This window comes from Bacillus sp. YKCMOAS1 (genome assembly GCF_030268125.1).
Taxonomy (GTDB): Bacteria; Bacillota; Bacilli; order Bacillales; family Bacillaceae; genus Bacillus; species Bacillus safensis.
In genome coordinates this window covers 640492-653698 of sequence record NZ_BSEI01000001.1, presented here as the reverse complement: position 1 = coordinate 653698, position 13207 = coordinate 640492, and the positions used below count along the sequence as shown (strand labels likewise).

16 protein-coding genes are annotated in these 13207 nt (G+C 41.1%); 14 read left to right on the top strand and 2 right to left on the bottom strand.

What is annotated here, in order from left to right; all coding sequences use genetic code 11:
- Positions 1–8: 8 nt before the first annotated feature.
- Positions 9–1169: an MFS transporter gene (locus QSJ46_RS03370; RefSeq protein WP_224929752.1), complete on the bottom strand. Its 1161-nt coding sequence runs from the start codon at positions 1167–1169 to the stop codon at positions 9–11.
- A 67-nt stretch (positions 1170–1236) separates the two neighbouring features.
- Entirely contained in the window at positions 1237–2007 is a 771-nt protein-coding gene (gene hemQ / locus QSJ46_RS03365; protein ID WP_024423793.1) for a hydrogen peroxide-dependent heme synthase, read from the bottom strand.
- A gap of 240 nt (positions 2008–2247) precedes the next feature.
- Between hemQ and pta the strand changes: the two genes are divergently transcribed.
- From pta to QSJ46_RS03295, 14 genes are all read left to right on the top strand, one after another.
- Entirely contained in the window at positions 2248–3219 is a 972-nt protein-coding gene (gene pta / locus QSJ46_RS03360) for a phosphate acetyltransferase (RefSeq protein ID WP_024423792.1), read from the top strand.
- Positions 3220–3349: 130 nt separating this feature from the next.
- Positions 3350–4201, top strand: coding sequence for a MurR/RpiR family transcriptional regulator (locus QSJ46_RS03355; RefSeq protein WP_075612092.1), 852 nt, complete (start codon positions 3350–3352; stop codon positions 4199–4201).
- A 150-nt stretch (positions 4202–4351) separates the two neighbouring features.
- Positions 4352–5023: an RraA family protein gene (locus QSJ46_RS03350; protein ID WP_285604274.1), complete on the top strand. Its 672-nt coding sequence runs from the start codon at positions 4352–4354 to the stop codon at positions 5021–5023.
- 13 nt (positions 5024–5036) lie between these two features.
- Positions 5037–5912: a prephenate dehydrogenase/arogenate dehydrogenase family protein gene (locus QSJ46_RS03345; protein WP_285604273.1), complete on the top strand. Its 876-nt coding sequence runs from the start codon at positions 5037–5039 to the stop codon at positions 5910–5912.
- A 46-nt stretch (positions 5913–5958) separates the two neighbouring features.
- Entirely contained in the window at positions 5959–7293 is a 1335-nt protein-coding gene (locus QSJ46_RS03340) for a TRAP transporter large permease subunit (protein ID WP_047202597.1), read from the top strand.
- Positions 7294–7306: 13 nt separating this feature from the next.
- The gene (locus QSJ46_RS03335; protein WP_041087759.1) at positions 7307–7573 is read left to right on the top strand and encodes a hypothetical protein; all 267 of its coding nucleotides are present in this window, start codon (positions 7307–7309) and stop codon (positions 7571–7573) included.
- A gap of 175 nt (positions 7574–7748) precedes the next feature.
- Positions 7749–8147, top strand: a complete 399-nt coding sequence (locus QSJ46_RS03330; RefSeq protein ID WP_047202615.1) for a YwqH-like family protein — start codon at positions 7749–7751, stop codon at positions 8145–8147.
- Positions 8148–8151: 4 nt separating this feature from the next.
- Positions 8152–8430, top strand: a complete 279-nt coding sequence (locus QSJ46_RS03325) for a YwqI/YxiC family protein (protein WP_285604272.1) — start codon at positions 8152–8154, stop codon at positions 8428–8430.
- Between the two features lie 11 nt (positions 8431–8441).
- Entirely contained in the window at positions 8442–10136 is a 1695-nt protein-coding gene (locus QSJ46_RS03320) for a T7SS effector LXG polymorphic toxin (protein ID WP_285604271.1), read from the top strand.
- Positions 10137–10155: 19 nt separating this feature from the next.
- Positions 10156–10488 carry a hypothetical protein gene (locus QSJ46_RS03315; RefSeq protein WP_058838515.1) on the top strand — a complete coding sequence of 111 codons (333 nt, stop codon included), beginning with the start codon at positions 10156–10158 and terminating at the stop codon, positions 10486–10488.
- Positions 10489–10729: 241 nt separating this feature from the next.
- Positions 10730–10999 carry a hypothetical protein gene (locus QSJ46_RS03310; protein ID WP_039182236.1) on the top strand — a complete coding sequence of 90 codons (270 nt, stop codon included), beginning with the start codon at positions 10730–10732 and terminating at the stop codon, positions 10997–10999.
- 87 nt (positions 11000–11086) lie between these two features.
- Positions 11087–11500, top strand: coding sequence for an SMI1/KNR4 family protein (locus tag QSJ46_RS03305; RefSeq protein ID WP_285604383.1), 414 nt, complete (start codon positions 11087–11089; stop codon positions 11498–11500).
- Positions 11501–11740: 240 nt separating this feature from the next.
- Entirely contained in the window at positions 11741–12586 is an 846-nt protein-coding gene (gene lipL, locus QSJ46_RS03300) for an octanoyl-[GcvH]:protein N-octanoyltransferase (protein WP_107162913.1), read from the top strand.
- 36 nt (positions 12587–12622) lie between these two features.
- Complete coding sequence (locus QSJ46_RS03295) at positions 12623–13108, top strand: tetratricopeptide repeat protein (RefSeq protein WP_047202590.1); 486 nt, start codon at positions 12623–12625, stop codon at positions 13106–13108.
- The last annotated feature ends 99 nt before the right edge of the window (positions 13109–13207 follow it).

The window sequence follows — 13207 nt, the reverse complement described above, 5'->3', positions numbered from 1 at the left end:
GACCTATGTCAGGTCCTTTTTATTCGTTTATCTGACTGATAACTCATAAACGTAATGATAAGGCCAATAAATGTCACAGCTGCAGCAAATAACGGAACAAGCTGTAAATGTGTGATGTCGATAGCAAGACCGCCAAGCGCTGCACCGCCGGCATTCCCAATATTAAAGGCAGAATGGCTGAGCGTCGATGCGAGTGTCGGTGCTTCATGTGCCATGTTCATCGTGCGGTATTGCAAGGTAGGAACAAGAATAAATGAAATGATTCCCCAAACAAAAATGGTCAGCACGGCAGGCACTTTGAATTCGGAAGTGACTGTAAACAATAACAGGACAGCAATGAGTAGGAGCAGTGTCACCATAATACTCGGCATCAGCTTCCAGTCAGCAAGTTTTCCGCCAACTAAATTCCCGATGGTGACCCCAAGTCCAAATAGGACAAGGATGAGCGTTACCCCATTTTCCTGAAAGCCAGTGACTTGCAGCAGGATTGGGCTGATATACGTAAATGCTGTAAAAACACCAGCAAAACCAAAGATGGTCATCGCAAAGGAAACGAGTACCTGTGGTTTTTTCAAGACGGATACTTCATTTCGAATATCCAATACTTCTTCCTTTGATTGATTCGGAACTAAGCTGATGATACCGATTAAGGAAATGAGACCAATGACGGCAATGACTAGAAAAGACATACGCCAGCCGAATTGATTTCCGATAAAGGTACCGAACGGCACACCGAGTACATTGGCTACCGTCAGTCCTGTAAACATGAAGCTGATCGCACTTGCACTTTTCTCTTTAGGCACAAGCCGTGCAGCCATAATGGCTCCGACGCCAAAGAACGTTCCATGAGCAAATGACGTTAAAATACGGGCGGCCATTAATAGACCATAAGAGGTCGAGACAGCGGCAGCAGCATTTCCCGCCACGAAAAGAATCATTAACAGAATGAGGAGACGTTTTCTCGACATTTTCCCAGTCGATAACGTTAATATAGGTCCACCAACTGCGACACCAAGTGCGTATCCAGTAATCAGCTGTCCTGAAGCAGAAATTGATACATGAAGATCGTTTGCGACATTTGGCAAAAGGCCCATGATGACAAATTCAGTCATGCCAATCGAAAACGCACCGAGCGTTAACGCAAAAATAGCGATGGGGAAGTTTTTCATGATGTGATCACCTTTCTAAACAAATACATAAAAAAGCTTCGGAAAGATCCGAAGCCTTAAGAGTTTATCATACATGGAAATAAGACGCCAGCTGCTCGTTTGCTAAACGGTTTCCAACAAAGAAGGAACCGAATTCGCCGTAGCGTGCACTGACTTCATCAAAGCGCATTTCATAAACCAATTTTTTAAATTGAAGCACATCATCAGAGAAAAGGGTTACGCCCCACTCATAATCATCAAAACCAACAGAACCTGTAATGATCTGTTTTACTTTTCCAGCATAGCTTCGGCCAATTAAGCCATGGCTTCTCATAAGAGATTTACGCTCATCCATGGAAAGCATGTACCAGTTGTCATTGCCAGAACGTCTTTTATCCATTGGATAGAAGCACACGTATTGAGAAGAAGGAAGCTCTGGATATAGGCGCGCACGTACATGCGGGTTCTCGTAAGGATCTCCGCCATCGCCGCCTCCTGCTAAGTAGTTGCTGAGCTCAACAACTGAAACATACGAATAAGCTGGAATCGTAAATTCTGCTAGTCGTGTTTTGTTGAATTCAAGTTCAATTTCACCTAGTTCTTCCATTGTCGGACGTAAAATCATGAGCATAATATCTGCTTTTTGGCCGACAATACTATAGATTGTTTGGCTCCCAGCTTTATCTTGCTCAGCTGTTTTCCATTTTTCCAATAGACCTGTGAACTCATGAATGATGGCTTGGCGCTCATCACTTGTCAGCAGCTTCCAAGCTGTCCAGTCGATCGTTCTAAAATCATGCAGCGCATACCAGCCATCTAGTGTTTGAGCTGCTTCATTTGTTGTATGTTGTTCGCTCATTTCTTTCACTCCTATTAACAGTTTTCCATCTGTTCCAACTATAACATAGTTTGTCCAAATGGAGATGTGATCAAAACTTGAACGAAGAAAACAGCTTTTATGAAAATTGATTAAATTAGTTTGAAAAATAAGAATTTAATTTGTAAGCGCTATAATATAAGTTGGTAGTTTGAATTTAGGTAGAAGAAGAGTATGCTTAAAAGAGAACGCTTTTTTTGTAAAATCAAGGAGGGTATTGTAGTGGCAGATATTTTTTCAACAGTTCAGGAAAAGGTTGCAGGTAAAGGAGTAAAGATCGTTTTTCCTGAGGGAATGGACGAACGCATTCTAACAGCCGTTCAAAAACTAGCAGATGGCAAAGTATTACAGCCAATTGTGGTAGGTAAAAAACAAGAAGTTGAAGCAAAAGCAAAAGAATTAGGTCTTACACTTGATGGTGTTGACGTGTATGATCCACATACATATGAAGGTTTTGAAGAGCTTGTACAAGCTTTCGTAGAAAGACGTAAAGGCAAAGCAACAGAAGAGCAAGCAAGAAAAGCATTACTAGATGAAAACTACTTCGGTACAATGCTTGTGTATAAAGGTCTTGCAGACGGACTTGTGAGCGGTGCGGCACACTCAACTGCTGACACAGTGCGTCCAGCACTTCAAATCATTAAAACAAAAGAAGGCGTAAAGAAAACATCTGGCGTCTTCATCATGGCTCGCGGCGAAGAGCAGTACGTGTTTGCTGATTGTGCAATCAACATTGCTCCAGACAGCCAAGATCTAGCTGAAATTGCGATCGAAAGTGCAAACACAGCAAAAATGTTTGATATCGAACCACGTGTGGCAATGCTTAGCTTCTCTACTAAAGGCTCAGCTAAATCAGACGAAACAGAAAAAGTATCTGAAGCAGTTCGCATTGCAAAAGAAAAGGCACCTGAGCTTGTACTTGATGGAGAATTCCAATTCGATGCAGCTTTCGTTCCTTCAGTAGCAGCGAAAAAAGCGCCAGATTCCGTCATCAAAGGCGATGCCAGCGTATTTGTTTTCCCTAGCCTCGAAGCAGGAAACATTGGCTACAAAATTGCACAGCGCTTAGGTAATTTTGAAGCTGTAGGTCCAATCCTACAAGGCTTAAACCAGCCAGTAAACGATCTTTCAAGAGGCTGTAATGCCGAAGACGTTTACAATCTTGCGCTTATCACAGCAGCTCAAGCACTATAATGATCTCGACAAAGGCAGCCAGTACGATAGATTCGTGCTGGCTGTTTTTTTGATGACAAATGTGTACAATATAGGGGGAAAAGAAAAAATTTGATCGTAGATAAAGCCGATAGAATAGGCAGGTGCAATAATGGACGATTTCATACATAAGCTTCAGCATAAGGTCGCGGGATTAACAGAGGCACAAAGGAGAATTGCAGATTATATCGTGCACAATCCGATGGAGGTCGCGTTTTTAACTGTAGATAAATTGGCTTCAAAAGTTGGGACGAGTACAGCTACCATCATGAGATTCTCTTCTGCTGTAGGGTATTCCGGTTTCTCTGAGCTTCAAAAAGAGCTTCAATCAAACATGAAGCATAAAGCTGCCCCTCAAACGAGACTTGAAGCGAACCTCAAGCATTCAAATAAAAGTAAGCTTCTGCACAACCATGTGGAGCTGCAATTTCAAAATATCCAGTACGCTTTAGACAATATCACGGAAGAAACCTTTCAGCATATTGTTGAAAAAATAGCCAGCTCCCGCCAGGTTCTGTGTACAAGTGTCCGAAGTGGAAGACCTGTTGGCGAGTATCTGTCATTTGGAATCAATCGGCTATTGGGGAACTGTCAATATATTGATGCGGACAAAAGCGACTGGGTGGATGATCTCGTTCATTTTCAATCTGATGATTTCATTATAGCGGTCAGCTATCCCCGCTATGCAAAGCGTATAAAGGACTTGCTGGAGGCAGCGAAGTCATATGGGGTGGAAGTGCTTTTAATTACAGACAGCTACAGCTCTCCACTAACTAAGTATGCACAATATGTATTACCATGTTCCTCAGCAAGTGTGGGCTCTCATAACTCTGTCGTATCTGCTATCTTTATCGTAGATTATATTTTAAGTGCCTTAGCCATTAATGACCCTGAAAGAACAAAACCTCGTTTAGATCAAATCAATCATATGTTAACGAAAATGAGTTATCACACAACACATTAGTCGTGTGGTGACTCATTTTTTTCATTTAATTTTTATGAAAGCGCTTTACTAAATAAAATCGAGATGGTATGATCGTGTCACGAAAGTAATATATATTACTTTAATAAAGTTGAATGTAACGAATATAACTCAAAGGGGATGATGGAAACAATGAGTACTGTTCAATTCGTGTCAAATGATCTAATAGATCGGGCAAGAAAGCTTAACTCAACCTTGCTGTCAGACGTGATGGGATGCACCGGAGCGATGGATCATCAAATTAAGCCTGTTGCAAGAGGCATGAATATAGTAGGGACAGCTTTTACCGTTAGCTTACGGCCAGGGGATAATTTATTTCTTCATCAAGCGATCTATTCTGCTAAAGAAGGAGATGTACTGATTGTTGATGGAAAAGACCATAAAGGTCATGCATATTTAGGGGAATTGATGGCCCATTCAGCAAAGGCGGTAGGAATTGAAGGAATCGTAATTGACGGGCTTGTTCGCGACAAACTCTCTTTAGAGGAGCTGGCTTTTCCAATATACAGTAAGGGATTTATGCCAAACGGACCTTTTAAAGATGGTCCTGGGGAATTGAATCAAACCATCTCGTGCGGCGGTGTCAAAGTAGCTCCAGGTGATTTAGTCATTGCTGACGATGATGGAGTCGTCATCGTTCCAAAGGAAAAGGCGGAACATCTGCTGACACTAGCGGAAGAGAAACAAGCGTATGAAAATCAGAGATTAAAAACGATTCAACAGTATGTGGACGAAGGAAAGCAAGACATCAGTCTTTTAGCACCGGCATGGCTGGATGGCAGAATGAAAAAATTTCAGGGATAGGGGAGAATCGGTGATGAAGATAGGCTTTATCGGTTATGGAGAAGCAGCATATGAGCTATCAACGGGATTGAAAACAGAAGGATTAGATCAATTTTACGCGTATGATGTACTATTACAGAATGAGAAATTAGCTGGCGCGTTGAAAGAGAAAGCATCGCAGACAGGAGTTCAATTAACCAGCAGTATCAGCGAAGTCATTGAGAAATCTGATATTGTGATTGCAGCTGTGCCAGCGAATAAAACCTTAGAAGTGGCACAATCTGTAACGGGAAGTTTGAAAAAGAATCAACTATATGTGGATGTGTCGGCATCAACACCAGACATCAAAAAACAAGTGGCAAACGAAATTGAAAAGCAAGAAGCTCTATTTGTAGATGCCGCCATGCTAGGGCCTCTTCCAGTCAACAAACACAAGGTTCCGATCACGGCAAGCGGCAGTGGAACTGACCAATTCATGAAAGTAATGAATGCTTATGGCATGAATATCACAAAAATCAGTGACCAGCCAGGAGATGCTTCGGCTTTAAAGCTGATCAGAAGCATTTATATGAAGGGGATCGTTGGTCTCATGATTGAATTTTTGGAAATTTCCAAAAAATATAATGTGGAGCATAAAGTGATTTCTTCACTAAGCAATACAATGGATAGCAAAAGTTTTGAAGAGACCATGAATCGTCTTGTAACAGGGAGTGCATTGCATGCGAAAAGACGAGCGGTTGAGCTTCTTGGCTCTATTGAAATGCTGGATTCAGCTCATATTGATGCAAGCATGTCTCGGGCAGCACAACAGAAGCTAGAGAGATTAGCAGACTTTCAATTCGTTGAACGGTTTAATGGGAAAAAGCCGGCCAGCTGGGAAGAAGTCATTGACGTGATGCAGCAGGGGTAATAAATTGTAAGCGTTTTATTTAACAAAGGGGAGGCGAAAAAACGATATGGGTTTTATTGCGTTGATTGTATTCATAGCTGTCATCATTATATGGAATGTCGTCGTGAAACGGAATATGGGAGAAGCCATGCTATTAGGCTTTATTGCAACCACATTATTTGGCGGATTGGATGCATTAAGACTTTTCTGGGATGGATTAAAATTCGCATCCACATATGAGGTGCTCTATGCAGCTGTTGCATTTGTATTCATGGCTTATTTAATTGAAAAGCTGGAATTAATTCATGCACTCTTGCGAATCTTAAATTCGGTTGTAGGTAAACTTCCTGGTGGAGCAGCTTATATGAGTACGTTAGGCTCAGCAGTCTTAGGTGCTCTTTCAGGTTCAAATTCTGCAAACACAGCTGCCACTGGCTCTATCACGGCCTCTTGGATGATTAAATCAGGCTGGAGCCGAACCCATACAGCGACCATTTTAGCAGGGAATGGCGGACTTGGAGCAGCACTGCCTCCGAACTCTTCCATGTTTATCATGCTGGGGTTTGCACCAATTGCAGCCCTTGTATCGGAAGGAGATTTATATATTGCGCTTCTAATAGGGGGACTGTATCAAGTCGTATACCGATTTATTTTGGTGTATATTCTGGTGAAAAAGAATAAAATTCAGGCCATGCCGCCAGATGATATTCTTCCTTTTAGGGAAGCTGTGAAACAAGGGTGGAAGTCGATCTTTATTTTTTTCGGTGCCTTGATTCCTATCATTATCACAATTGGTCCACTGGCAAACTACTTAAAAAGTAATCCAAACATTGGACCAGAGGCAATGGATCACATTTCTTTAATTACGTGGATTCCGATTCTCATGATGTTGATTAGTTTAACGATCGGGAGAAAAAAGGCGTCTGCACTTGATTGGTCTCAGTTTTTCAAGTCGGCCATTCCTAAATTTACAACGATCGGTGCCTTGATGCTGTTTGCTGTTGCGGCAAGCCAGGTGCTTGCTGAATTAGGATTGGCAGAAGATTTGACGCAAATCACATCAGTACTTACCATTCCGAAATGGCTCATGGTACTCATTGTGGGAATTCTTGTCACGCTGGTGGCTGGACCATTATCTTCTACAGCCACATTAACAGCTGTTGGACTTGTCTCGTTTTCAGCTTTAGTCTCAGTCGGAGTGGATCCAGTTGTGGCTGTTGTCGCCATTCTTGCTTTTTCATCGACAGAAGGCGCTTCCCCGCCGGCATCAGGATCGATTTTCATTGCTTCTGGTCTTGCAGGAGCCAAACCTGAGAAAACCTTTATACCACTGATTCTCTACTATATGCTGCCGATCGTGGGAATTGGCTGGCTCATCGGAATGGGAATACTTCCAGTATAGAAAGGAGAAACACATGAGAGCATTAATGGAATTATTATTTAAAGTGCTGCTTGTCCTGTTCTTAACGTCAGGAGCCCTGTTGGTATTTGGTCAAATACTAGGGATTGTCTTGCAAAAGGGAGATATGATTATTGCAAGTACGAATCTATTCAAAAACCCAACACTGGTGTTAAGTGCCTTTTTTAGTCTTGTTGGTTTCTCTCTGAATTATATTCCTGAAAAGAAAGACACCTCATTTAGCGATCATCCATCAGCATCAGCGAGTGATTCGCTCAAATAAGCAATAAAAAGCTGGATTCAGTAAATGAATTCAGCTTTTTTGCGCGTTAGAAATAGGTATTAAAACCCAATACGTACGATTCATTTTTTGGTCAATTCACTTTCAATCATATGCCTCTTGTTCTAGTAAATGGTAACATAACGGAGGACTATTTAAGGGATAGAGGTGTTTGACCATATCTGGAGCAATCATCGGTTATAAAACAGCCTTGTATTCATTAAAGGCAGATATATCTATAAAAAAAGAACAAATCATCGAACTCAACCTGTGCCGCAAAGAAATCAAAGAGGCAAAATTAACCCTGTCAGATGCCAGCAAGAAAATCACTCATCCGGATCTGACATCACATACATGGTTTGGCCATTTGGCAGACACGTTTGATGACATTCGAGACGAAATGGCTTCCGCCAGTCAGGAGATAAAAGGAGTACAGCTAACCAATCTATTAAATCGAATTGATGAGATAATTAGTGATTTCACATCGGAGATTCATTCGTTAGAACATGAAATTCATTCGGTTGAAAGAAAAATAGAGAAAGAAAAGCAGAAACAACTGGAAGAAAAAAGAGGGTAGTCACATGATGAGAGAAATTAAAATAGATGCCAGTCAGGTCAAACGAGTATTACAGCATGCAAAACAATCAGGCGCTCAAATGAATGCAGCCCTTCCAACAACCATCAAAGGAAGAAATCAGCTCGTGACGGCAGACTCATTAGAAAAGATTAATCAACAACTGAACGAATTAATTACATCCTATATAGGCATCCTTCAGAAACAGCTTGTACAAACAGAACAAGCGGTGAACACCATGATTGAAACGGACAAGGCGCTTGCTTCCAGCAGTAAAAGAAAATAAAGGAGAACGCAATGAAAACCCTTGACGCCTTTGGGCTAATAAACGGAATAGATCAAACGCTGAATACGTTAAAGCAGCAGTCACAGCAAATCAGCTCCTTAGAAAAACAAATCAATCACATCATCTCACTCGACGGCGCACTAAAGGGAGAGGCGGGACAAGCCATCCGCGCCTTCTATACAGAATGCCATATTCCCTTCCTGCAATTCTTTCAGGTCGTCACTGAGGAATATAGTGCTGCATTGAAAAACACAAAGCAGGCTCTTCACGCACTAGAATCAAACGAGCACGGCTTTATCTCACAAGCGTTTATTGAACAAGAACTTGATCAAGGCTTAAAAAAAGCTGAACGTACGATTTCTGAAATCGTATCAGAGGTAAACCACGCCATCGGCAGAGTTGGTCATATTGTTCACTTGCCAAGTGTAGACGAATCAGCTTTTCAGCAAAACTATCAAAAGGCATGGCTTGAGACCTCAAAAACCATTGGTCTGCTTCATGCATTTGACAGGGAGCAGAAAAATGCTTTACATGAAACCAAAAGCTCCCTTCAAACAATGAAGCAATACATAGATACCTTAAGTACCATGTTCACCAGCCCTAAAATCGACATCACGAGCTATCAAAAGGGATCTATTTTCAAAGATGGAAAAGAAGAAAAAGTAAGCAGCACCATCAGTGGATTGAACGACAAAATAGACAACCCAAAAGACAATCCAATGATCATCATGCTGAAGAAACTGAAAGAGAAACGACAAGCGAATGTGGAGACGGTTGTTCGGAATGACACCCATAAAAACATCAGTAAACAAATCACAGCAAACGATCCATCGCTTACGACATTGCAAAGGGAAGCCGTGAACGGGAAAAACAAGATTCATAGAGACATCAGGGTCATAAATGGTAAACTATTCAACGTAAAAGGCATTAAAAAGTTAAAAGAATTCGACATCGCAGATGAAGTCGTCACGGACCCATCGAATATTGATTTTATTGGTGGACGATACACCGTTTATGCCAATAAACAAATCATCCGAACGTATTTCACAAACGGCGAAATAAGAATAGAAGAAGTCGATAAAATTCCAGAAAGCCGTAGCCGTGGCAACGCTAAACGCATATTAGATGGTGAAGTTGTCTCAACTACCGAAAACATCATCTTAGAATACAGCGGCATCTACGACGGCTACCGAGCCGTTACTGGCAAAGACCCAGAAACCAGCCAAAACATCAGTAGCACAGACCGAGCCTTATCCGCAGTCTCTATCATCCCAATCACGAAAATAGTGAAGGTTGGGAAATATGTTTTTAGGTTGGATCAAGAGAAGAATGTGAAGAGGGTTAAAACACCTGCTTACGGAAAACAATCCGTACCTAAAGGACCTTACCGTGAAGTAAATGGTTTCCCAGCAAAAGTAAAATCAGGAGCTCAAGAAAAACATATTCCAGAAACACCAAATTACAAGCAAGAAGTAGCAAATGGAAAAAATAAAAGCATTTTTTACGGAGATAATAAAAAGGCACAAGAATTGCTGGATAAATATGCAGGGACAGGCAAAGAATTGGGTAAGAATAAAGAAAGGATAGACTTTGGCCAAGCAATAGGAAAATACTATAATATTGATACTGGAAAGTATGAAGAGACTACTAAGGGAATGATACATTATGGGAAAGATGGTGCTCACATCGTACCAGCGAGGCCTTAAAATGAATTGGAGGTAAAAAATGGGTTACGATTCTTTGATTGGAACATTAATAAAGTATGAAAAAAAAGATATGATTTTGGAATGGAATAGTGGGTTGAAAATCTTAGGAAAACTAGATACAGTTTTTGAAACAAATAATATGTTAGATGAAGATGATATTAATTTTACAGAATATATTGCTGCTGCTTTCCAAGTGAATGATATTCTATCTCATCCTAATGAAAACAGTGGCAGTGTATACGATTGGTTAATTCAAGAGAAAAGCTCTTTAGTTGAGATATCTCTTTATGATGATCCACCAAATAAGATTTTGGTAGATGGTCAAATAGTATGGGAATTGGCAGTTGAGTAACAATTGACATCTTAGAACTTTAAAATCCAAGCCCTCGGTAAGAGGGCCTTTTAATTATTTATGAGTTAGTGAAATATGCGTCAAGTTGATCGTTGGCAAAACCGGTTTCTGTAGGTTCATACCCGGGGCAGTTTGGGCTGAAATATGATAGCGCATGTGTATCATCAAAGCTCAATCTATATTATTAACAGTAAAGTACCATTGAATGATTTAAATAAAACTTCGAAAATAGGAGCGTTCAATGAACAAAAAACAAGAACTAACGAAACAAATCCAAACCGTCATCAACATCCTAGAAAAAGACTATTCCCAAAAAATCAATCAAGGTGTTCTCCAATTAATATACAAAAGATATAAGGATGCACAAAGGATCATTCAGAACAATGAAGATCTCCAAAAGATGTTGATCATTGGCGGGGTAAGAGCTTATTTGGATAGTTACAATGATTATCTAAACCCCTTTCTAGATGAATTACATAAAGCAGAGAGTTTGCTAAAAGAAATGCTGTAATAGATAAAATGGCTGTCTATAGTTCTAGATGAGGCTATTTTCTTTTAAAGATGTATAAAAGGGTCATGAAAAAATCAGCTGCTTAACATAGAGGAGGCTCTTAAAATGCTCAATTTAACTCAAATCCTAAATTTGCACGTGAACAAACCAGCAAGTGACATACATATCAAAGAGGCAGAATCCCAGCTAAACATGGTGCTGCCCCGTGCTTATAAGGAATTGCTGAAACAGACAAATGGATGTTCTGTTGGAGGCGATGTTCTACTATACGGAACTGAGGACATAGTGGAACGCAATGCAACGTGGGAGGTTCAGCAGTATGCAAGCGGCTATGCAGCAATTGGTGACGATGGCGGCGGGCGAGTACTTCTCATGCGGCAGGCAGAAGAGGAGAAAAAAGTGTGGATCGTCGATACTGGTGTGATGGACTCTCAGCATGCGGAACTGGTCGCTGAAGACTTGTTGAGCTGGGTAAATGAGGGCTGTTTCATAGAAGTTTAGTTTATTAAGGAGATGATCAATTTGCCGTGGAATACATTGATCGCTGCATGCCTCGTGGTTGGGGTTCCTGTCGTTTTAATTGCAGCTGTTTATTTCATCTCGAAAAGGAAGAACAAGAAAACAAAATCATCTAACTGAAACGCTCTGTGACGCCAAATGTTATGGAGCTTTTTTGCATTCTCCCTCCATTCCTCCCATGGTATAATAAACACAGTTTATGAACGAGAGGATATGCAGGACATGAAAAATGAACCTATTGAGTTATTGACACAGCCGACATGGCGAATCATAGATCAATCGAGCCTAGGTCTCTATGTAGACCCAAAGCAATCCTTTGCGATGGATGATACGCTTTGCGCGTCGGTGGGGAAGGGCCTCTCACCAGCGACAGCCCGTTCTTGGGTGCATCACAATACGATTGTGCTTGGGATTCAGGATACAAGACTTCCTTTTCTCCAAGATGGTGTAAAGCTGCTTGAGGATGAAGGATATCGTGTGATTGTGCGCAATTCAGGCGGTCTTGCTGTGGTACTGGATGAAGGCGTACTGAATGTGTCTTTAATCTTTGCTGAACAAAAGAAGGGCATTGATATTGACCGCGGGTATGATGCGATGGTGGAATTGATCCGCCGGATGCTGTCGGTGTATGAGGTGGACATTGAAGCTTATGAAATTGTCGGCTCTTACTGTCCAGGCAGCTACGATTTGAGTATCAATGGAAAGAAATTTGCCGGCATTTCTCAGCGTAGATTACGCGGAGGGGTCGCTGTGCAAATCTATTTGTGTGCAGATGGAAGCGGTCAAAAACGAGCTGATTTGATTCGCCGTTTTTATGAGGTGGCCTTAAAGGATAAACGACATGAGGTGAAAGCGGTATTCCCTGATATACAGCCGGATACGATGGCATCCCTATCAGAATTAACTGGAGAACCAATTGACTGTGCGCTTCTCATGCGTCTTTTACTAGAAGAACTCCAAAAGCTGAGCGACCAACTGACAGCTTCAGGACTGACCACCGAGGAACAGCTAGAGTTTGAGAAAAACATGACGCGGATGATTGAGCGAAATGAGAAAGTGTTCTCGTAAACACATCTTTCCATCTTAAAAATTAGGGGTGATGTAATGGAAACGAAACTTCTGAAAGCCATTGAACTTCGAGAAAGTGGACATCTTCAAGAATCCAATGACATGCTCACCCGTCTTGTAGAAGAGTATCCAGACCATGCCTCCATTCACTATCAATGTGCTTGGAGTTATGATGTGTTAGGAAAGGAAAAACAAGCTGTCTTTTTTTATGAAAGGGCCATTGAGTTAGGATTGTCTTCAGAAGAACTAGAAGACGCTTTACTAGGGTTAGGAAGTACATACAGAACCTTAGGGGAATATGAAAAGTCAAAACAGATATTCCTGCATGCGATGGAAGCTTATCCGCATAATAAAGCCATTCAAACGTTTTATGCCATGACTTTGTATAATTTGAAGGAACATAGCAAAGCGATGGAAATATTACTGAACTGTTTAACTGAGACGACAAACGATCCTGCTATTTTGAGTTATCGAAAGGCCATTGATTTTTATTCGAATCAGTTAGATAGATTGTGGAAATGATTTATATAGATTTGGAGGGGCAATGTAATGGAAGAATCCCCTCCTTTGTTATGAAATTTTATATATGTGATAGTCCTTTATGACATAAGAAAGAAGGAA